20 protein-coding genes and 1 pseudogene are annotated in these 17,885 nt (G+C 60.6%); 9 read left to right on the forward strand and 12 right to left on the reverse strand.

Features of this window, described 5'->3' with window-relative positions; genetic code table 11:
- Positions 1-113 (forward strand): annotated as a pseudogene (locus FKG95_RS29235) (IS5/IS1182 family transposase); the annotation flags it as partial.
- Positions 114-344: 231 nt separating this feature from the next.
- Here FKG95_RS29235 and FKG95_RS29240 read toward each other — a convergent pair.
- Positions 345-1,850: a hypothetical protein gene (locus tag FKG95_RS29240; protein WP_142900012.1), complete on the reverse strand. Its 1,506-nt coding sequence runs from the start codon at positions 1,848-1,850 to the stop codon at positions 345-347.
- 232 nt (positions 1,851-2,082) lie between these two features.
- Here FKG95_RS29240 and FKG95_RS29245 point away from each other — a divergent pair, with 232 nt between their 5' ends.
- Together FKG95_RS29245 and FKG95_RS29250 are read left to right on the forward strand one after the other, a co-directional pair.
- Positions 2,083-3,201 (forward strand): NAD(P)/FAD-dependent oxidoreductase, encoded by a 1,119-nt coding sequence (locus FKG95_RS29245; RefSeq protein ID WP_142900013.1) that lies wholly within the window; start codon positions 2,083-2,085, stop codon positions 3,199-3,201.
- 43 nt (positions 3,202-3,244) lie between these two features.
- Positions 3,245-3,595, forward strand: coding sequence for a RidA family protein (locus FKG95_RS29250; RefSeq protein WP_142900014.1), 351 nt, complete (start codon positions 3,245-3,247; stop codon positions 3,593-3,595).
- A 58-nt stretch (positions 3,596-3,653) separates the two neighbouring features.
- Here the strand turns inward: FKG95_RS29250 and FKG95_RS29255 are convergent, their stop codons facing one another.
- Complete coding sequence (locus FKG95_RS29255; RefSeq protein ID WP_142900015.1) at positions 3,654-5,072, reverse strand: multicopper oxidase family protein; 1,419 nt, start codon at positions 5,070-5,072, stop codon at positions 3,654-3,656.
- Between the two features lie 248 nt (positions 5,073-5,320).
- On the opposite strand from FKG95_RS29255, the gene FKG95_RS29260 reads away from it, so the two are divergent.
- Entirely contained in the window at positions 5,321-6,037 is a 717-nt protein-coding gene (locus FKG95_RS29260; protein WP_142900016.1) for a hypothetical protein, read from the forward strand.
- A gap of 25 nt (positions 6,038-6,062) precedes the next feature.
- Here the strand turns inward: FKG95_RS29260 and FKG95_RS29265 are convergent, their stop codons facing one another.
- The 4 genes from FKG95_RS29265 to FKG95_RS29280 all read right to left on the reverse strand — a co-directional run bounded on the left by FKG95_RS29265 (position 6,063) and on the right by FKG95_RS29280 (position 10,015).
- A complete protein-coding gene (locus tag FKG95_RS29265) occupies positions 6,063-6,614 on the reverse strand; it encodes a hypothetical protein (protein ID WP_142900017.1) in 552 nt (183 codons plus the stop codon).
- Between the two features lie 46 nt (positions 6,615-6,660).
- Positions 6,661-7,383: a glutathione S-transferase family protein gene (locus FKG95_RS29270; protein WP_142900018.1), complete on the reverse strand. Its 723-nt coding sequence runs from the start codon at positions 7,381-7,383 to the stop codon at positions 6,661-6,663.
- A complete protein-coding gene (locus tag FKG95_RS29275; RefSeq protein ID WP_142900019.1) occupies positions 7,380-8,594 on the reverse strand; it encodes a CaiB/BaiF CoA transferase family protein in 1,215 nt (404 codons plus the stop codon). Before FKG95_RS29275 ends, FKG95_RS29270 begins: the two co-directional genes overlap by 4 nt.
- A 149-nt stretch (positions 8,595-8,743) precedes the next feature.
- Positions 8,744-10,015: a multidrug effflux MFS transporter gene (locus tag FKG95_RS29280; RefSeq protein WP_142900020.1), complete on the reverse strand. Its 1,272-nt coding sequence runs from the start codon at positions 10,013-10,015 to the stop codon at positions 8,744-8,746.
- Between the two features lie 67 nt (positions 10,016-10,082).
- On the opposite strand from FKG95_RS29280, the gene FKG95_RS29285 reads away from it, so the two are divergent.
- The 3 genes from FKG95_RS29285 (at position 10,083) to FKG95_RS29295 (ending at position 12,205) form a co-directional block, all read left to right on the forward strand.
- Positions 10,083-10,982, forward strand: coding sequence for a LysR family transcriptional regulator (locus tag FKG95_RS29285; RefSeq protein ID WP_179954338.1), 900 nt, complete (start codon positions 10,083-10,085; stop codon positions 10,980-10,982).
- 264 nt (positions 10,983-11,246) lie between these two features.
- On the forward strand, positions 11,247-11,861 hold the full coding sequence (locus tag FKG95_RS29290) for a GntR family transcriptional regulator (RefSeq protein WP_142900022.1): 615 nt from the start codon (positions 11,247-11,249) through the stop codon (positions 11,859-11,861).
- Entirely contained in the window at positions 11,858-12,205 is a 348-nt protein-coding gene (locus tag FKG95_RS29295; RefSeq protein ID WP_142900023.1) for an antibiotic biosynthesis monooxygenase family protein, read from the forward strand. Before FKG95_RS29290 ends, FKG95_RS29295 begins: the two co-directional genes overlap by 4 nt.
- Before the next feature lie 107 nt (positions 12,206-12,312).
- On the opposite strand, the gene FKG95_RS29300 is transcribed toward FKG95_RS29295, so the two are convergent.
- The 6 genes from FKG95_RS29300 to FKG95_RS29850 form a co-directional block, all read right to left on the reverse strand.
- Positions 12,313-12,498: a hypothetical protein gene (locus FKG95_RS29300; protein ID WP_142900024.1), complete on the reverse strand. Its 186-nt coding sequence runs from the start codon at positions 12,496-12,498 to the stop codon at positions 12,313-12,315.
- Positions 12,499-12,689: 191 nt separating this feature from the next.
- Entirely contained in the window at positions 12,690-14,201 is a 1,512-nt protein-coding gene (gene hutH / locus FKG95_RS29305; protein ID WP_425456794.1) for a histidine ammonia-lyase, read from the reverse strand.
- Positions 14,202-14,334: 133 nt separating this feature from the next.
- Complete coding sequence (locus tag FKG95_RS29310; RefSeq protein ID WP_142900026.1) at positions 14,335-15,228, reverse strand: LysR family transcriptional regulator; 894 nt, start codon at positions 15,226-15,228, stop codon at positions 14,335-14,337.
- A 127-nt stretch (positions 15,229-15,355) separates the two neighbouring features.
- Positions 15,356-15,853 (reverse strand): GNAT family N-acetyltransferase, encoded by a 498-nt coding sequence (locus FKG95_RS29315; protein ID WP_142900027.1) that lies wholly within the window; start codon positions 15,851-15,853, stop codon positions 15,356-15,358.
- A complete protein-coding gene (locus tag FKG95_RS30500) occupies positions 15,837-16,052 on the reverse strand; it encodes a GntR family transcriptional regulator (protein ID WP_142900028.1) in 216 nt (71 codons plus the stop codon). Before FKG95_RS30500 ends, FKG95_RS29315 begins: the two co-directional genes overlap by 17 nt.
- Before the next feature lie 236 nt (positions 16,053-16,288).
- Positions 16,289-16,441, reverse strand: coding sequence for a hypothetical protein (locus tag FKG95_RS29850; protein WP_179954339.1), 153 nt, complete (start codon positions 16,439-16,441; stop codon positions 16,289-16,291).
- A gap of 154 nt (positions 16,442-16,595) precedes the next feature.
- Between FKG95_RS29850 and FKG95_RS29325 the strand changes: the two genes are divergently transcribed.
- Together FKG95_RS29325 and FKG95_RS29330 are read left to right on the forward strand one after the other, a co-directional pair.
- On the forward strand, positions 16,596-17,450 hold the full coding sequence (locus FKG95_RS29325) for a DMT family transporter (protein ID WP_281281525.1): 855 nt from the start codon (positions 16,596-16,598) through the stop codon (positions 17,448-17,450).
- A 19-nt stretch (positions 17,451-17,469) separates the two neighbouring features.
- On the forward strand, positions 17,470-17,736 hold the full coding sequence (locus FKG95_RS29330) for a hypothetical protein (protein ID WP_142900030.1): 267 nt from the start codon (positions 17,470-17,472) through the stop codon (positions 17,734-17,736).
- The last annotated feature ends 149 nt before the right edge of the window (positions 17,737-17,885 follow it).

Here is a 17,885-nt window from a genome sequence, read left to right on the forward strand (position 1 = left end):
TGTTCTGCAGGCTCAAGGATTTCAGGAGGATAGCGACCCGCTACGACAAGCGTGCCGACACCTTCCTCGCGGCCATATGCCTCGCCGCTTCCATCACTTGGTGGATCAATTGAGTCCCGACCCTAGATCGGATCATGTTTAGTCGGAACCAATTTGTGGTTTCGCCGAAACATGTGAATCCGATCTATCTCATATAACGAGAGCAGATTCACAAGCTCGACAGATCACCTTCGGCGATTCTGTCTAAACTTGATCTGCTCTAGGCTGTTGACCGCCCTAACTGCCGTTTGGCGGCATTTTTTCAGGAAAAACCGAAAACACAACAGCTCATTCCGGATGTGTCTTCAAAGTGATGTCAAAACGGCCAGAAAAATTGCTGAAATCCCGAAGGAAATCAAGCTGTAGAGCCCGTTCCAGCGCCATGACAAGGTGGTGCCCGGAATACCCGTCACGCGGGCAAGAACCAGGGATGTCGCACTAAAAGGCGAGCCAACCAGATTAAGCCCCCAGCCGATGATCAGGGAAAAGCCAAGCAGAGTCGGGTCCAGGTTAAGCTGCGGCAGGGCTGAGAAAAGGCTGCCCAAAAAGGTTACGACCAGCATCGCGGGAATCGCGAAATTCGAGGCCAGCGGGACGATTGCGGTCGTGGCCAGATAAATGGCCAGGGGCGGAATGGCATCCAGGCCGATCCAGGCGGCCAAAGCTTCGGCATCGGTCAGCCCCGCCGCCATGATGCCCGAGTAGCCGGCCACCGAGAGCGTCAGCGCCTCAGGTGAGCTGTTCGGAATAGACCGGGTGACGATCTCCTGGCCGCGCTTCAGCGTGGCCTGCCAGCCACCTTCGAGCGTCCGGTTCTGCAACCAGATCCAGACCACCGTGACCAGCGGTGCCGTGAGCATCAGGGCCGGAACGATCGCACTGCCGCTCCAGATGACAACGGCCGTGCTGAAGGCCGCCAGGACGGCGCAAACCAGCCCGAAGCGCAGAAAACCCGTCTTGGGAAAGGGCAAAGGGTTCGGTACGGGCAGCTGCCCCAGTTCCGAGAGCTCCGCGCGGATACGCCGCCCTCTGACGCGATCTTCCAGCCAGCCCGCCAGAAAGAAAATCAGCGTGATGCCCGCCCCCATCGCGGCCATGCGCAGCGGCTGGACACCCACGAGAACAAGTGGAACGAAGGCCTGTGAAATGGTGGTCGGCGACCAGGCGACGATCCAGGAGAAACCGCGGCTGAGAGCGGTAATCTGGCGTTGCTCGCGGATCGCGGCCACCCTGGCATTCATAGCGTTATCCGGCATCTTGTTATCCGGCTTAACGCGATCCGGATTGGCCCCGCCGGTTTCCTCGTTGCTCGCACGAACCCCGCGCTGGATGAGGGGTCCCAGAAGACTAAGGCAGCCGAAGTTCAGGATCACCCCCAGAAAATGGCCGCCGGTTTGCAGGGCTGCATAGCGCCGGCCCGGCGGCTGCCGGGTCAGATAGCGGCCCACGGCGAGAACCGAGGGTGAAGTCACGGCCCCATCCCGCAACAACGCGAGCAGAATCATGAAGGCCGCCAGAAAGGCCGCGCGGTCCAGAGCCCCGGCGACCAAGGGAACGACATCAGGGCGGGTCGCGATCGCCGTCAGCGTCAGAGCCACCGCCAGCGAAAGCAGAAAGAACTCCCGAAAGCGGAAGAAGGGGCGGCCCAGAACAGCAAAGGCGACCAGAGCCATGGACGCAACCGAGCCCGCGAGATGCAGGTCCAGATAGAGCTTTGCGAGCACGCCGCCGCACACAACCAGCAGGCAGAAGGCTACGATCTGGTTGTTTTCCGGTTGTGCGGGCTGTTGTGAAGCTTCGGTAGGATCCACTTGCATTATCAGCGATATAGCAGCTTAGCGGGAACGGGTCAGCAACAACCTCCGCGTGGCAAGCCGGAAACAGGGATGTGCCGGAATCTCAAAAGCGTCAGGATAAAAATTCGTCCGCAAAGAGCTTGTCTCCGCCGCCGAATTGGTTTCACATCGGGTCTTCGCCCGCTTGGGACGGAACACCAGCCTGGCTGCTTCAGGCCTCCGGTGCAAACAACAATGGACTCCGAACATGACGCAGGCCGCGGCCTACGACGTTGCGATTATCGGCGGCGGCATCGCAGGTGCCGGAGCCGGCGCAATGCTGTGCGGTGATCGCCGCTGCCTGCTGCTCGAAGCAGAGGATCAACCGGGCCACCACTCGACCGGCCGCTCCGCCGCCGTCTTCATCCTCAACTATGGCAATGCGCCGATTCGGGCCCTAACGCGTGCCAGCGAGAGTTACCTCGTATCGCCGCCAGCAGATATCTCGGAGCACACGCTCTTGAGCCCGCGCGGACATCTTGCGCTGGCGGAGGAAAGCGGGCGCGCGCAGTTCGACGCGCTGCTGGGCGAGTCCCAGGGTCTCGACCCGGTGACGCCGGAGAGGGCCGTCGCCAGGATACCGATCCTGAAACAGGACTCGATCTTTGCCGCGGCCTATGAGGCAGACGCCCGTGACATCGATATCAACAGCCTGCATCAGGGCTGGCTGCGCAAGTTCAAGCGGTCGGGCGGAGAGGTCTGCACCAAGGCGCGGGTGACCCGGCTGGCACATAAGAATGGCATTTGGGAGATCGAGACCGGCGCAGGGGCGTTCCAGGCCGAAACCATCGTCAACGCCGCAGGTGCCTGGGCCGATAAAGTTGCCGAGATGGCCGGCCTCGCGCCGGTCGGGCTGACACCCATGCGCAGATCGATCGCCGTGATCCCGGCACCGGAAGGTCACGACGTCATGGCCTGGCCCCTGGTCAGCGACGTCGAGGAGCGCTGGTACATGAAGCCCGATGCAGGGCATCTCTTCGTCTCTCCCGCTGATGAGGATCCCGTGGAGCCACACGATGTCTATCCGGACGACATGGTCCTGGCCGAGGGTGTGCATCGCTTCGAGACCGCCACCAGCGTCGAGGTCACCCGGGTCTTGCGCAGTTGGGCGGGCCTGCGCACCTTTGCCTCGGACCGCACGCCGGTCGTCGGCTTCGATCCGGCGGCGGAGAATTTCTTCTGGCTCGCGGGCCAGGGCGGCTACGGCATCCAGACCTCACCGGCCATGGCGCAGGTCGCCGCAGCGTTGATCATGGGGCAGCCGACGTCGGACATAGTTTCAGATGAAACCATCTCGGCCCTGTCACCGGCCCGTTTCCGAACCTAAAGGCGGAACCACGTATCAAATCTCAACCGAAAGGAACTTCTCCATGAGCATTCGCAGACTCGAATCCGGCCCCCGCATGAGCCAGGCCGTCATCCACGGCAACACGGTCTACCTCGCCGGTCAGGTCGGCGCACCGGGCCAGAGCGTCACCGCGCAGACCACGGCCATCCTAGAGAGCATCGACCGCCTGCTGGGCGAAGCGGGCTCTGACAAATCCAAACTGCTGCAGGCCACCATCTGGCTGGACTCCATGGACGACTTCGCCGAGATGAACGCCGTCTGGGACGCCTGGGTCGACCCCGCCAACCCACCGGCCCGCGCCGCCGGCGAATCGCGCCTGGCCACGCCTGATTTCAAGGTCGAGATCATCGTCGTGGCGGCTCTGGACAGCTGATTCTTAGCCGATCCCATTAGTCGAGAAAGCGGTTGCCACAGCAGCCGCTTTTTTTTGTTCAGACGACCCTCACATAACCGGTCAGGCCGCTCTTCTGATGTTCGATCACATGGCAGTGGAAGACCCAGTCGCCGGGATTGTCGGCGACCAGCGCCACCTCCATATGCTCGTTCGGCAGCAAAAGGGCGGTATCGCTCACCAGCGGCATGAGCTTGCGCTTATTCGAGCGCAGCAGCTTGAAGCTCATCCCATGCAGGTGGATCGGGTGGCTGTTGGGGGTCTCGTTTATCAGGCGGAAAATGTAGCTCTGCCCCTGCTTCAATTCGGCGAGCGGGCCGCCGGGGTCCGGGACATCTCCGGGCCAGGGCACGCGGTTGATGGCCCAGAAACTATAGCCAAGCGTGCCGCAGATGCTCTCCATGCCCGACTTCTCCGCCGACCAGGAGAAGGTGAAGGGCAGTGTCGTGGCATTGGCCAGATCCGGCTCCAGGACCGGATTGGGCGGGAGCGGCTTCAACTCCGCAAAGGACCGGCCCAGATCGGGTCCCCTGGTGATCAGCGTCGCGAGAACGCGGGGCCCCGCGCCGCTCTGGGTCTCGATGCGCAGGATCTTGCCTTCTTCACGCGGAAGCCGGATCGCCAAATCCATCCGCTGTCCCGCGCCGATCGGATAGACCTCCAGCGGAAAGGGAACCGGAACCGGGTTGGCATCCAAAGCAATCACCCGGACGTCGGCTGCGGCCTGCGTGTCTTCCTCGATAACGGAGATGCGGTAGACGCGGGTCACATCCGTCGCCGCCAGGCGCAGGCGCAGCAGACCGCCGCTGCTCACCTCATAGCGCGGCTCGACCCGCCAGTTCGCGGTCATCACCGTGCCCAGCGTGCCGCCCCTGGCGGCGAGGCGAGGCTTGAACTGGCGAATGAACTGCCCGTCGTCACCCAGCCGGAAATCCCGCAGGTTCAGCGCCAGGTCCTGGTCAAAACCGGGGTCTTCCGGCTCCTCGATAATCAGAAGACCGGTCAGGCCCCGGCCCATCTGCTCCAGCGTGTTGCAGTGGGGGTGATACCAGAAGGTCCCGGCATCGGGCGGCGTAAAGGCGTAGCGGAAGCGCTCGCCCTTGTAGACATAGGGCTGAGTCAGAAAGGGCACGCCGTCGACCGCATTGGGAATACGCAGGCCGTGCCAATGGATAGTCGTCGCCTCATCGAGACCATTGATAAGATCGGCGGCGAAGGCCTCTCCCTGCTTCATGCGCAGCACCGGCGCCGGACCGGCCGGAGCATAGGACATCATGCCTTTTGTGGTGATGCCGGACAGGACCGGGTGATTGATCTGCTGGGGCTTGAGCACAACATCGGCGGGCCGGTCCGAAGCCCGCGCCCCCTGCCCCGTCAGCCCTTCCGCCAGCGCAATCCCGGACCCGACCGCGCCCGCGCCGGCGAGCCCCGCCGCGACGAATTCCCGCCTGGTGAACATATCGGCAATCTTTACCTTAATGTTGCGAATGAGAAGAATTCACAACATAAGCGGCGCTCACGTGAGCGTCAAAGGCGATAGGGAGGAAACACGCGGCGTTCATTTGCCATGCAAAACTGCAGCAACTTCCTGCGGCCCTGCGGGTTCACGGCGCGAAGCCTCAAATGTAGGCTTACAGGCATACAAATCTCGAAAGTAATTTTTATTACTAATTTCAATTAGCTATGAAAATTTAGGAAGGATTTTTCATGACCTTCTCCCAAAATATCGGATGGATCGTTATCGCCTTGGCGGTGACGAACCTCCTGCCGACGCCCTCCAGCGCGGCGATCATGACCTTTGATGACCGTAACGCTTTCGAAGCGGCCGTGGCCGGCGCGCCCTTGATGGAAGACCCCTTCGACAATCCCATCCCGGGCGCAGAGCAAATCACCCTCGACAGCGGTATCGTCTCGACCAATGCGCCGGTTTCGGTCTTTCTCGACGACAATTCCGTCGTTCCTTTCCACGACGGCGGCTATTACCGCAACTCCGTAAACAACTCGACGAACGAGCTCGCCGACACGATTACCTGGGATTTCCCCATGCCGATCATCGGCTTTGGCTTCGGGCTCTCCGAAGCGGCGCCCGATGGCGTAGAGGTCACGTTCGACGGAGGAGATGGGCTCGAAAGCTTCCTGCTCCACGATATCAACGGCGATGTGAGTTCGAGCGGCTTCATCGGTTTCGTCGGTTTCGTCGCCGACACAGCCTTTGAGACCATCGTTTTCTCAAACGACAACGTGCTGTCGACCGACAGCTTCAACATCGACGATCTTGTCTTCGCGGAGGGAGCGTCCAGCCCGGTTGCCGTGCCGCTGCCTACAACACTGCCACTAACCCTCTTCGGCATCGGGACGTTACTCTTGGCAATGCGCAACCGCCAAGGCGGAAGGTCTACGAGCGACAGCGCAGGGATAAAATGAAAATAGTCGTTGTCGAGACGTCGGTTTAGCCGTCTTTCATCATTGAGATGGCTTCCCCCAACTCATTGTCAATTTGATCAAACTCGCCACGTGCTTTCATCGCCGTGAGGTGTGACAAAATCCTATCTCTATGAACCTGTAGGGAGGCCAATAAATCTAACACCTCAATTCTTAGGTCTCGATCTCGGGTACTGAGTTCATCGAGGTACAGATTAACGCTTTCCCCGATCGACGCTCTACAAGCTTGAGTCAACGGCATTTCAGTTCCGTCGTAGTGACAGGTTCGATCATCCGGTGCTGAACCATTCGCGATTTCGATAAGCAAGCGATAAACATACTTTCTTCCCGGTCGTAAGCCAGCCTTCAAAATCTCCGCCAAAAACGGGACCACATAAAATGCTGCTTCATGCAAATCTGCCTGAAGCACAATATGATTGTCTAAGCGCCAATATGACGATTCTTGAACCTCAGGATCAGGCGAAATTAAACCCTCAATCGCAGTGGGAACTTCGTGGCTGTCTCCATGGGCCTGACAGATATGCGCCCAATCTATTTTATAGAGATCATCAAACATCATATTTGAGCTTGAGGCTCACAGCGAAAGCTCGACTGGCGCAGCCCTCTCATGTTTCACCGGCGCCCCTGCCAATCTGTTCCTTCACGGTTTCCGCGCTCTGGCTGAAGAGGATCTTGCGCTCTTCCTCGTTGGGCGGGGCGGAGCGGCGGAACTCCTTGCCCAGGTCGACGGCCCGCTGGACCGCCGGACGCTCCTTGACGGCCTTACGCCAACGGGTGACGTTGGGAAAGCCGGAGAGGTCGCGGGTCAGCGGCTTGGCGATGAGAACCCAGGGCCAGTTGATCATGTCGGCGATGGAATAGTCCTCGCCGAGAATGAAACTCCGTCCCTCCAACTGCCGTTCCAGCACCCCCAGACAGCGGTCGTACTCGTTGGCATAGCGGGTCTTGGAATAGGCCTCGTCGCCGGGCGCGTAGTTCACGAAGTGGCTGAGCTGTCCGGCCATGGGGCCCTGGTTGCCGGTCTGCCAGAAGAGCCACTCCAGGGTTTCCTTCTTGCCCAGCGGATCGGCGGGGATAAAGCGGCCTGTCTTCTCGGCAAGGTAATAGAGGATCGCCCCTGATTCGAAGACCGAGATCGGATCCCCCGTGACGTCGTGATCGACGATGGCGGGCATGCGGTTGTTCGGGCTGATGGCCAGGAACTCCGGTTTGAACTGATCTCCCTTGGAGATGTTCACCGGGATCGTGTTGTAAGGAATACCCAGCTCTTCGAGCAGAATGGCGACCTTCCAGCCGTTAGGGGTCGGCCAGTAATAGAAATCGATCATTCCGCTGCCTTTGCCGCTTCCACGGGCGTGCCCAGGACACCCTCTTCCCGCAGAGCTTCGATCTCCGCGTCACCAAATCCGAGCTCGGCGAGGATTTCATCGTTGTGCGCCCCCAGAAGGGCGCCGCCGTGGCGCAACTCGGCCGGTGTCTCGGAGAAGCGCGGGGCGGGCCGGGCCTGGCGCAGACGTCCGGCGTGGGGATGGTCACTCTCCATCACGATCCCGCTCGCCACCACCTGGGGATGGCTGATCATGTCGCTGCGGGTCAGCACCGGAACGCAGGGCACATCCTGCTCTTCCAGGCGGGCCAGCCATTCTTCCGAGCTGCGCGTGGTCAGGACGCTCTGGGTCAACTCCAGACGCGCGTCAATGTTGGTCTGGCGCAAGGCCGGGGTCTTGAAGCGCGGGTCTTCGAGCCACTCGGGTGTCTCCAGAGCGCGGGTCAGGCCTTCCCACTGCTTGTCGGACTGCACCGCGACGCTGATATAGCCGTCGCTGGTCTCATAGATCAGGTCGATGAAGCTCTGCGCCGCCTGCTGGGGCAACTCGGCCCCGGCAAAGGTCTGGCTGCCCATGTCCGAGCCCCAGAGAAAGGCGATGACACTGTCCAGCATGGAGAGGCGCACATGCTGCCCCCGCCCCGTGCGTTCGCGCGACAAAAGGGCCGCGGTGATGGCCTGGGAGGCTGTGACGCCGGTCAGCTTGTCGGGCAGGATCGTGCGCACCAGCCGAGGGCGCTCCTGGTCGGAGCCCGCCTGCACCGTGGTCAGGCCCGAGAGCGCCTGCACCAGCGGATCGTAGACCGGCTTGTGGGCATAGGGACCCTTCTCGCCAAAGCCGCTGATCGAGACATAGACGATTTCCGGGGCGATCATGCGGATCTCGTCCTCGCCCAGCCCCATGCGTTCAATCACGCCGGGGCGGAAATTCTGCACGAAGACATCCGCATCCGCGACCAGCTTCTTCAGAACTTCGATCCCGCGCGGGTCCTTGAGGTTCAGGGAGACCGAGCGCTTGTTGCGGTTATTGTTCAGAAAGGAGGCCGCCAGCCCGGAGCGGCGGTTGGAGACCTGCCGCGTGTAATCGCCACCCTTGGGGCTCTCGATCTTGATCACATCGGCGCCCTGATCCGCCAGAATCATGGTCGCCAGGGGTCCGGATATCATCGCGGTCAGATCGATAATGCGATAACCCTGCAGTGGTCCTGCCATGGAAATTCCTACTCTCGAGATTCATCTTCAAAGAAGTAAGGCTAAAAATCCTCGAGGCTTCAAGGAGGATTCGGGCAGAGAACTGGAGAGCGGTCGTAACAAGATTGCGATCAAGCGGGCGGCAGCGGCAAGACCATCGCGTTGTTTGCTCAAGCTTCAACAGGCTTCTTACCCTCGACCGCCTCGGTCCGCAGGAACTTGTAGGACGCCAGCGCCGCTGCGGCACAAAAGGCGATCATGCCGGTCATGGGCAGGAGGCTGCCGTCGTGGATGAAGCCGACGAAGCCGCCCAGGATCGCGGCGAAAACGAAGCGCAGGGTGCCCAGCACCGCGTTGGCGGCGCCCGCTTCCTCGCCGAAGTGGGCCATGAAGCAGGCGGTGCCGTTAGTGGAGATGAAACTCAGGCTGCCGATGGCGAGCAGCAAAAGCGGAAACACCAGGATCTGATCGCCGGAAAAGGCCGCGCTGGCCAACAGCAACAGCGTGAGGGCCACCAGTAGGATCAGACCAAAGCGCAGGATGCTGTCGGGCTCGTGCCGCTTGAGGAGCAGAGCATTGACCCGGTTGAAGGCCATCATCGCGAGCACATTGGCCGAGAAGAAGATTGGAAAGGAGGTGTGGGAATAGCCGTAATACTTGATGAAAACGAAGGCTGAATCAGTCAGGTAGACGAAGAGCACGCCCATGGAGAAACCCATGGCCAGCATGTAGGCCAGACCGCCCCGGTGGGTCAGGATCCGCCCGTAAGTCACGAGCGTCGAGCGCACCGACTCCCCCAGAGATCTCGCCGCGCTTCGCTTCACGCTGCGCGTCTCGGCCAGCAACGCGCCGACGCCGGCGATCGTGGCCAGGCCATAGAGCGCCAGGAAGATGAAAATCGCCTGCCACTGCAGGAACTCCAGGATCACCGCCCCGATCGCGGGCGCCGTCAAGGGCGCCGCCATCATGATAAAGCCGATCAGGGTGTAGATACGCGCGGCCTCCCGGCCCTCGAAGCGGTCCCGCACCATGGCCGTGACAACGACGACCGAAAAGCCGCCGCCGATGGCCTGCAGCACCCGCAGGGCAATCAGCCAGTCGACCGAGTCCACCTGCGCGATGGCGATGCTGGAGAGGGTGAAAAGCAGGAGGCCCCAGAGCGCGATCTTGCGCCGCCCCAGCGAGTCCGAGAGCGGCCCGCCCAGAAGCTGCCCGACCGCAAAACCGAAGAAATAGGAGGAAATCGACCACTCGACATGATGCACCGACGCGCCGAAATAGTCCGCCATCGCGGGGATCGCGGGCAGGTAGGTGTCGATGGAAAAAGGCGCCAGGGCCGACAGAACGGCCAGAATGAAGGCAAAAAGGCGGATGTTGAGGGTCATGTGCTGCCGAAAATCGAGAAGGGGACGCAAGAGCAGGCGCAGGAACAGACACTGCATGCACCCGGCCTCAGCAGTATGTCGAATTCATCTTGTATCGATCAATCGCATGTGTTTGATAAATTATATGAAGAAATTCGATTATTTGAGCCTGGACGGCCGCTTGCTGCTGATGTTCAAGACCGTTTACGACGAGCAATCGGTGACGGCCGCCGCGACCCGTCTGGGCGTCAATCAGTCCACCGTCAGCCACGGCCTCGCCCGGCTGCGCGATCTGCTGGACGACCCGCTTTTCATCAAGTCGGGGCGGAATATCATTCCCTCCGAGCGGGCAGACCGCCTGGCGGGTCGGGTGGACAGCCTGCTGGACGGTCTGAAGGACCTGGGTGAGGCCGAGGACTTCTCCGCGGCCGAGCTGACCGACCGCTTCGTCATTTCCGCCCACGACTATCAGCGTGAACTGCTGATGCCCAAGGTCTTCCGCAAGATCCGGGAAGAAGCCCCGAGGGCCGGGCTCAAGATCATCGATACCGCCGGACGCATCATCGAAGACCTGCGGGCACGCCGCACGGATCTGGTGATCTCGCCGCTCTCGCTGCGTGACAGTGAAGACATCATGGGTCAGTTGCTCTTCACCGAGAGCTTCACCTGCTTCTACGACGCCGAGGTAATCGAGCCGCCCCGCGGCCTCGAGGCCTATGTCCAGGCCCAGCATGCACGGGTCAGCTTCACCAACGAGAACCGGAGTCTGGTGGACGAGATGCTGGTTAAGACTGGTTATCAGCGCAATTTCACGCTGGAGGTCCCGGGCTTCATCGCGCTCTCGACCCTCATGCGCGGCACACCGCTGATCGCAACGCTGCCCTCCCGCCTCGGGCACTTCATCATGAGCGACTTCGCCAGCTTCCCCTGCCCTTTCCCGGCCCCGACCCTGAATTTTCACCACTACTGGCACAAGCGCGACAACGCCTCGCCGAAACACAAATGGCTGCGCTCACTGGTGAAGGACGCAGCGGCGGCGGCTTAAGTCAGATCAAGTCGTGATGGAGTCGCCGAAGGCGATCACGCGTGCGTGTGAATCTGATCCAACGAAAAAACTTAGAACGGATTCGCATCTTTAGAGGGAAACAGAATCGCGGCTCCGGCGATCTGACGTAAAGGCTATCTACCCTAAAAGCGGTAAAGACTCCGGGGCGGAGAGGGACACGTTCGTACACCCTTAAGCATTTCTTATCTATGGAGAAAATGGATTGAAGTTGACTTTTTTGAACGACATTGGTTATTTGGATCCATGAGTACAAAAGCCGCGAACCATATCGTGGAGACGGTCGAAAATGAGATCGTTTTCGGCCAACTGCGCCCCGGCGAACTCCTGCATCAAGTCGCACTGGCGGAGCGCTTTGGCGTCAGCCGCCAACCTGTCCGAACCGCTCTCGAGATTCTGACCGAAAAAAAATTACTGACCCGCCGCGCGGACAGATCACTGGAAGTCCGGGGCCTTCCGCGATCGGCGCCACAAGAAATACTCGCAATTCGGCGCACGCTGGAACCGCAGGCTCTTTCTCAGGCCTTTAATCACCTCACGGAAAGGGATTTGCTCCTCGCCCAGCAGGCGCTGGAACTTTTTGAGATCGAGACCGAAACACAGCACCTCGCGCAAAGAGACATCGACTTTCATCTGGCACTTTATCGCCCCTGTAACAGTGCGACACTGATCCGGCTCATCACCGAATTGCGTCGCACCAACATTCGCGCCTACCTCGGCCAGCCGCTCGGGTCGAAAGCACGGCAAACCTGTATCGAAGAGCATCACGCCATCCTTAAGGCCTGCAAGTCGGGCAATCGGGAGGCAGCTCTCTCGTTACTCATCACCCACTTGGACATTGCACAGGAACGATTCGAATGAGTGAACGCCTCGCTAAAACACCCGAAGCCCCCTACTACGCCGTCGTCTTCACCAGCCGTCTCAACGACAGCAGTCCCTCGGGATACGACGACATGGCCGGCAAGATGGTCGATCTGGCAATCAATAATCACGGTTGCCTGGGTGTGGAAAACGTAAGAGATGCCGAGGGTGTCGGAATCACGGTTTCCTATTGGAAAGACGAAGAAAGCATCAAGACCTGGAAAGCGGATTCCCAGCATTTGGTCGCGCAGAAACACGGTATGGAACAATGGTACGCGCAGTACGAATTGCGTGTCGCCCGCGTGGAACGCGCCTATTCGGGGCCGCATGGCAGGAGTCTCTAAGGCCTTCCCGACAGGGATTTCTTTTTTTGAAAATTCCACGCTGCGGGCTCCTAAGTCACGAAATTTCAATGACCAGGAGCCCGCTGCCGACAGAACCAAAGATCCGTTTATTTTCGTTTCCGCTTGGATTTTGCGGCTTTGATTTTCTTTCTGGCCGCCTTGGCGTTACCTTCACCTGCGCGCTCCGCTTCGGCGGCAGGGCGCATCGGTCCGCCCGGAATATTGCTCGCAAGACGAACGGCGCCGAACAGGTCCTTCAAATGCAGTTTGGGCAAATGTGTAGTGGAACGCATGGTTCGTTCCCTTCCTGGATGAGAGAATGAAACAGAAATTCAGGCTTTGAAATATCAGATGCCTGCGAATGAAAATCTTTGGTGTCGTAATTAATTGCTGATCGGAGCAAAGTGAAGCCCCAGAGCTGCAGAAGCCCTATGTATTTATGCAGGTAACGTGAGGGCTGCCGAGCGGCCCGAAATGCGGCGCGCTAAATTCCCCGGCAAAGGGCAGCGACTTTCCCGGACTTCACCATCTCGCGCGCCGCTTCATAAGCCGGACCGAAGGCCCGGTCGCTGTTCATGCGCGCGACATGCTTACGGACCAGGGCCTTCACCTCTGCGAGGGGCGAGGAGAGTTCCAGACCCTGATGGTCGCAGGCTTCCGCAGCAGCCAGAAGCTCCGTCGCAAGGATGTTATTCAGGGTCTCGAGCATGGCCGACAGCCGACGGGCGCCGTGGGTCGCCATGGAAACGTGATCCTCGTAGTTCACGACGGTCGGTACGCTGTCCACCGACGCCGGGTGCGCCTTTTGCCGGTTCTCCGCCACCATGGCCGCAGCGGCGATCTGTCCGCTCATGAAACCGGAGTTCACCCCGGGGTCATCGGTCAGGAAGGGCGGCAGGCCCGAGAGACTGCTGTCGGTCATCATCGCCAGGCGGCGTTCCGAAAGAGCGCCGAGTTCGCAGACCGCCAGGGCGATGTTGTCGGCGGCAAAGGCAACAGGCTCGGCATGGAAATTCCCGCCCGAGATGATTTCTCCGGTTTCGGGAAAGACGATGGGGTTGTCGGTCACCGCGTCCGCTTCAAGTTCCAGCGTGGCCTCCACGTTGTTCAGGAGGTCGAGGCAGGCGCCGTAGACCTGGGGCTGACAGCGCAGGCAATAGGGATCCTGGACGCGGCCATGGGCCAGGTCCTTGTCCCGGAATTCACTGCCCCGGGTCAAGGCGCGCAGGCGGCGGGCGACTTCGATCTGGCCGGGCTGTCGGCGGATCCGGTGAAGGCGGTCATCGAAGGGCCCGACCGACCCCAGCAGGCCCTCGGTGGTCAAAGCGCCAACAATGACGGCCGTGTCAAATGCCTGCCGCGCCTCCAGGGTACCGGCCAGGGCGAGCGCGGTCGAGACCTGCGTGCCGTTCAACATGGCCAGGCCTTCCTTGGGCTGAAGGCTCAGGGGCTCCAGACCGGCAGAGGCCAGGGCCTCGGCCGCAGGTACGATCTCGCCACCAAAAGTGACTGTGCCCTCACCGATCATGGCTGCGGCCAGGTGCGCAAGCGGGGTCAGATCTCCCGAGGCCCCCACCGACCCCTGCGAAGGAATCACCGGCAGGAGATCGCAATTAAACATCCCGATCAGGAATTCGACCAGCGCGGGCCGGATCCCCGAATGACCCTGGGCCAGAGACGCAATTTTCATGGCCATGACGAGCCGCGTTTCGGCAATCGAGAGTGCCGGGCCGGAGCCGATGGCGTGGGTGACGACAACGTTTTTCTGCAGGGCCGCCATCGCATCGTCCGCAATCACACTGCCCGCGAGGCGCCCGAAGCCGGTGTTGATGCCATAGACGGCCCCGCCCTGCGCCACGACGCGCTGAACGACTTCGTGCGCTTTGGTGATGGCGGTGCGGGCGGCCGGGCTGAGGTAAAGCTCGACCCGGTCGCGGTAGATGGCGGTCCAGGTGGCAAAGCCATTGAGTCCCGTAGTGAGCTCAAGCCGTTTCATCGCTTCCTTCTCCTGCCCGCTTTCCATGGTCCACGTTGTGGCGACGGCAATCTTCCCGCCTGCTGCGGCCATGTTTTAGCCCACTCCGGATCAGAAACTCTAATGAATTGGAGCGAGGTGCGTATTAGAAACTCTAATCAGGCCTATAATCATCTGACTTGAGAGCCCCGACCAGTTTGCCCGCCCAGACATTGGAGGAACGCCAGGACATGAAAACCCGGATTACCGGAGGCTCACGCATCTGCAATGGCAGAACCTTTACGCCATCCGGGGTCGCGCCCTTCATGGCGAGAGGCACGATGCCCCACCCCTTCCCCATGGCCACCATGGCCAGAATAGAGGGAAAAGCGACGATGGGCTGGGCCACCTGCAGCACCTGACCTGCACTTCGGGCCGCAACCAGCAGACGGTCGAAGAGATCCGGTTCCGTATCGCGCGGAACCATCAGAAGCGGATGGCGACACAAGGTCTTGATATGCACCTGCTTGAGTTCGACATCCGCGGGAACGGCGACCGCCATGGGCAGACGCGTCAGCAGACGTTCCTCGATGTCCTCCCGGGCCATGGGCAGGGTGGTCAATGCGAGATCGCACTCACCGCTTGCCAGACTGGACTCGACCTCGTCGGCGGCTTCCACATCGACCTGAAACGCCGATCCTTGTGCCTCCTCCAGAGCGTGCCGGAGCCTCGGCAGGATAGCGGTATGAATGATCGCGTTGGAAAGCAGCAATCTGAGCGGCCGCGCCCCCTCCTCCCGGATGGCCGCGGCGGCCTCCAACGCGTTGCGCTTGGCGGCGATCAGGGCCCGTGCCTCGGGCAGGAGCGCGCGGCCAGCGTCGGTCGGCTCAACACCCTGGTTCGAGCGGATCAAAAGCTTCAAGCGGAGATCTCCCTCCAGCTTCGCGATCCGCTGGGATATGGCCGACTGAGTGATTCCCAGTTCATCAGCGGCATGACCGAAGTGACGAAGCCTGGTGAGCGTAACGAAAGCCTCCCAGTCCCTGATATCCAGCCGCTGTCTTTTCATGCCTGCGCTTCTTCAAGGTGAATAAGCATAACTGATACAGGATACGGAAGACTTCGGCAGCTTTAATTCATGCAGCTTTAATTCATAAAGACAGATCCTGTCATGAAGTCCTCAACTAGGTATCTGGTCAGGGGCGCGGATGCCGAAACACAAGGTCGGTGGGATCCTGACCGGGCGCCGCGGGATCCAGCGTCGCACCCAGCCGCTCCGCCAGCCGGCGCGACCGCGTGTTTTCGGGGTCGATATAGCTGACCAGTGTCTTAAGGCCGCGAACTTCAAAAGCCCAGTTGCGCAATGCGCGGGCGGCCTCGCAGGCATAGCCCTTCCCTTCGGCGTCCTCGTAGAGAATCCAGCCCAGTTCATGCTCCGGGAAGAGGGGGCCGTAATTGATGCCGACCTGTCCCAGGCAGCGACCTGTTTCCCGCGTTTCGATCATCAACGCGCCGTGTCCGAAGAGTTGCCACTGAGCCAGATCGTGACAGAACATACCCCAGGCCACGGGCGTCGTGAAGGGTCCACCCATGTAGACGGCGCGCGGCGACAGCATCAGCTCTGCGTAGTCCGGCCAATCCTTCATTTCGGGGACACGAAGAAGCAGTCTTTCAGTTTCAAGTCTTGGGATCATGTGAATTCCAGCAAGCTCTCGGGACTCCCTCATCATGAGATCTAAAAGCCTTCCGCGTTCGGCTGACTGAAAACTCGGATGCCAGCGCCTCCTCATGCAGTCTTGTCTCCGGCGGATAGCGGTTTGTGCAGATCCGCTTGCGGATTTCCTCGTAGATCGCATCGGCGCGCTGACGTGCCGCCGATCTGTCGTCAAGCATTCGCGAGCTTTCCACCGCTCTTCCCTTTTACGTTCCAACAAAGCGCTGTTCCCGTCTCATCCCCCACGCCTGCGTGCTGAGATTGGCGTCCCTTCTAGCACAGATACCGGTGCTGAGCGATGCTCCGGCCGATAGCCGGGGAAAGGGATACAACCCTTCTTATTGTGCAGGTTTTGGCCGTTCCGGACCCTGCTGCGCAGCAATCGATCCAACTGAAGGGCCGGGAACCATCTTTTTCACGAACAGGATTGGCTGTTACTTCTGGCGCGAAGGTCACCGTCGCCCTGCGCTCGGGCGCCACCCGTGTCATCGAGGACGCTGTTTTTCTTGGAGGCATAAACGCCGTGGGCGTAGAAGAACAGGTACTGCACGGGTTCACGGCTATCCACGGTAGGTGTCTTTTAGATAGACCTCCGGCCAGCAGGGGGCTAAACCGGATGCAGATCCCGCTTCCCTCCTTACGCCCTTCGGAGCCGCCTTATCGCCTTCCCCGTCATTAGAACGGCCAAAGCCGCGCCGCGCCAGGCCAACAACCTGCGCGGCATCCTCCTCATGGCGGGTGGATTCTTCTTGTTCTCGGCGGTGGACACCGTGGCGAAATTCCTGACCGAAAGCCTGGACCCGATACAGATCGCCTGGTCGCGCCAACTCGGACTCGTCCTCGGCGTGCTGGTTCTGCTGGCTCTGCGTGGGCCCGGCCTGCTGCGGACGGCACATCCCTGGCTGCAGATCGGGCGCGGCGCCCTGGCAGCGGCCTCCGCAACGCTCTTCATCGTGGCAGTCGCCTTCGTGCCGCTTGCCGATGCAGTGGCCGTCTCTTTCGTCGCTCCCTTTTTGGTGACGGTCATGGGGGCGCTGCTGCTGCGCGAGCACGTCGGACCGCGGCGCTGGACCGCCATCGCCATCGGCTTTGTCGGCATGCTCATCGTGATCCGTCCAGGACTAGGCGTCTTTCATCCCGCCATGTCCCTGGTGCTGGTCGCGGCGAGCTGCTTCGCCCTACGCCAGATTATCTCGCGCCGGCTCAGCGGATCCGACCGGACCGAGACGACCGTCGCTTACACAGCGCTGGTCGCCATCCTGCTGCTGAGCCTGCCCCTGCCCTTCGTGTGGCAAACACCTACCTGGGGCCTCGAGATGCTGCTGCTGGCCTCCATCGCGCTGATGGCCGCGGCGGCGGAGACCATGATCATTAAATCCCTGGAGCTGGCCGAGGCCGTGGTGCTGGCACCGGTGCACTACAGCCTGCTGATCTGGGGCACGATGTATGGCTGGCTTGTGTTCGGCCAACTGCCCGACGGCTGGACCTGGTTCGGCGCGCTGATCATCGTGGCGACCGGCGTCTATACACTGCACCGGGAACGCGTGGTAAAGGCAGCTTCATCGCCAAGCAAGTAACGCCAGATCATGCACGCTCATGGTCCGGCGAGATCTGGCCTCTTTCGGGACCTGCCTGGTGCGGACGGGCGAACACTACAGCAGTCATTGGCGGGCCAACCGGGAGCCCCGCAACACCTCGATCACGCGGATCGATTTCAACGCAAGATCGCGGGTTGTGATTTACACGAACCGGCTTGAGCATCCGCCGCCGGAACTTGTCATGCAACCCGCTGCTCAAAGTCCGCAGCTGGCTTCTGAGATCGACATCGCGCTGATGCCAGCCGCCAGAACGGATACTCTATAGCTGATCCAGGTTGAGACTCAAACTGCTCTAGGGTCTGTACTCAATTGGTGCTTTTCGTGACATTGGAACTGTGATTCAAGCTTTCTGATGATAGGAGGTTTGGATGGGCAGAAAGTTATTTTATCTAAGCGACGAAGAGTGGTCCCGGA

The sequence above is a fragment of the Denitrobaculum tricleocarpae genome (genome assembly GCF_007004665.1).
GTDB lineage: Bacteria > Pseudomonadota > Alphaproteobacteria > Kiloniellales > Kiloniellaceae > Denitrobaculum > Denitrobaculum tricleocarpae.

What these genes read in the sequence shown, in the direction of transcription:
- FKG95_RS29245 (WP_142900013.1), top strand. Translation starts at nt 2,083, where the DNA reads ATGACGCAGGCCGCGGCCTACGACGTTGCGATTATCGGCGGCGGCATC.
- FKG95_RS29250 (WP_142900014.1), top strand. Translation starts at nt 3,245, where the DNA reads ATGAGCATTCGCAGACTCGAATCCGGCCCCCGCATGAGCCAGGCCGTC.
- FKG95_RS29255 (WP_142900015.1), bottom strand. Translation starts at nt 5,072, where the DNA reads ATGTTCACCAGGCGGGAATTCGTCGCGGCGGGGCTCGCCGGCGCGGGC.
- FKG95_RS29260 (WP_142900016.1), top strand. Translation starts at nt 5,321, where the DNA reads ATGACCTTCTCCCAAAATATCGGATGGATCGTTATCGCCTTGGCGGTG.
- FKG95_RS29265 (WP_142900017.1), bottom strand. Translation starts at nt 6,614, where the DNA reads ATGATGTTTGATGATCTCTATAAAATAGATTGGGCGCATATCTGTCAG.
- FKG95_RS29270 (WP_142900018.1), bottom strand. Translation starts at nt 7,383, where the DNA reads ATGATCGATTTCTATTACTGGCCGACCCCTAACGGCTGGAAGGTCGCC.
- FKG95_RS29275 (WP_142900019.1), bottom strand. Translation starts at nt 8,594, where the DNA reads ATGGCAGGACCACTGCAGGGTTATCGCATTATCGATCTGACCGCGATG.
- FKG95_RS29280 (WP_142900020.1), bottom strand. Translation starts at nt 10,015, where the DNA reads ATGCAGTGTCTGTTCCTGCGCCTGCTCTTGCGTCCCCTTCTCGATTTT.
- FKG95_RS29285 (WP_179954338.1), top strand. Translation starts at nt 10,083, where the DNA reads ATGAAGAAATTCGATTATTTGAGCCTGGACGGCCGCTTGCTGCTGATG.
- FKG95_RS29290 (WP_142900022.1), top strand. Translation starts at nt 11,247, where the DNA reads ATGAGTACAAAAGCCGCGAACCATATCGTGGAGACGGTCGAAAATGAG.
- FKG95_RS29295 (WP_142900023.1), top strand. Translation starts at nt 11,858, where the DNA reads ATGAGTGAACGCCTCGCTAAAACACCCGAAGCCCCCTACTACGCCGTC.
- FKG95_RS29300 (WP_142900024.1), bottom strand. Translation starts at nt 12,498, where the DNA reads ATGCGTTCCACTACACATTTGCCCAAACTGCATTTGAAGGACCTGTTC.
- hutH (WP_425456794.1), bottom strand. Translation starts at nt 14,201, where the DNA reads ATGAAACGGCTTGAGCTCACTACGGGACTCAATGGCTTTGCCACCTGG.
- FKG95_RS29310 (WP_142900026.1), bottom strand. Translation starts at nt 15,228, where the DNA reads ATGAAAAGACAGCGGCTGGATATCAGGGACTGGGAGGCTTTCGTTACG.
- FKG95_RS29315 (WP_142900027.1), bottom strand. Translation starts at nt 15,853, where the DNA reads ATGATCCCAAGACTTGAAACTGAAAGACTGCTTCTTCGTGTCCCCGAA.
- FKG95_RS30500 (WP_142900028.1), bottom strand. Translation starts at nt 16,052, where the DNA reads ATGCTTGACGACAGATCGGCGGCACGTCAGCGCGCCGATGCGATCTAC.
- FKG95_RS29330 (WP_142900030.1), top strand. Translation starts at nt 17,470, where the DNA reads ATGGTCCGGCGAGATCTGGCCTCTTTCGGGACCTGCCTGGTGCGGACG.